The organism is Micromonospora sp. NPDC000316, assembly GCF_042898885.1.
Taxonomy (GTDB): domain Bacteria; phylum Actinomycetota; class Actinomycetes; order Mycobacteriales; family Micromonosporaceae; genus Micromonospora.
In genome coordinates, this window is record NZ_JBIAZG010000046.1 from 1 (window position 1) to 1,119 (window position 1,119).

At 69.2% G+C, this 1,119-nt stretch carries 1 protein-coding gene; it reads left to right on the plus strand.

What is annotated here, in order from left to right:
* Nucleotides 1–1,086, plus strand: a 1,086-nt coding sequence (locus tag ACFY2Q_RS29500) for an IS3 family transposase (protein WP_387135937.1), incomplete at its 5' end; no start/stop codon positions are given.
* Between the last annotated feature and the right edge of the window lie 33 nt (nt 1,087–1,119).

Below are 1,119 nucleotides of genomic sequence, written 5' to 3' on the forward strand. Positions count from 1 at the left end.
GACGATCATGGGAAAAGCGCGCGAGCTCTTGGAGGACATCTCCAGGAGCGAGCCGGACGGTCCGGACGTGTTCGGGCTCGGCAGGCGCTGATGGCCGCCTATCATGCGCTGACCAGCGCGAGGATCACGACGCGGGACGCGAAGCGGCTGACTGGGATCGCCCGGTCCAGCGCGGAGCGTGACCGGCGGCGGCCGACACCGGCCCCGCCGATGCGGCGAGCGCCGGCGAACGCGCTCACCCCGGCCGAACGCGAGCAGGTCCTGCGGTTGTTGAACAGTCCGGAGTTCGTCGACGCGGCCCCGGCCCAGATCTACGCGGCGCTGCTGGACCAGGGCGTGTACGTCGCCTCGATCGCCACCATGTATCGGGTCCTGCGTGAGCACGCGCAGGTGCGCGAGCGCCGCCGGCTGGCCCGGCACCCGGCCCGCCAGCGTCCCGAGCTGGTCGCCGACGGCCCGCGGCAGGTCTACACCTGGGACATCACGAAACTGGCCGGACCGGTCAAGGGCGTCTACTACGACGCCTACGTGATGATCGACATCTACTCCCGGTACATCGTCGGTGCCCGGGTGCACGCCCGCGAGTCCGGCCCCCTCGCCGAAGACATGATGCGCGAGGTGTTCGGTGTCCATGGCGTCCCGCACGTCGTGCACGCCGACCGCGGCACGTCGATGACCTCGAAATCGGTGGCTGACCTCCTCGAAGACCTCGACGTCACTCGCTCGCACTCCCGGCCGAAGGTGTCCAACGACAACCCGTACAGCGAGGCCTGGTTCAAGACGTTGAAGTACGCGCCGGTCTTCCCGGACCGGTTCGCGTCCCTCGCCCAGGCACGGGCGTTCATGACCGACTTCGTCACCTGGTACAACCACGCCCACCGACACTCCGGGATCGGCCTGCACACCCCCGCCGACGTCCACCACGGCCGCCACCACACCGTCCGCGCCCACCGCGAGGACACCCTCGCCGCAGCCCGCACCGCGCACCCGGAACGGTTCGGCACCACCCCGCCCCTACCCAAGATCCTCGACCTGCCCGAACAGGTCTGGATCAACAAGCCCGAGCCACAACGACAAGCCGCTTAACTCCCGTTGGCCTCAATCCCTTGACACGTTCCG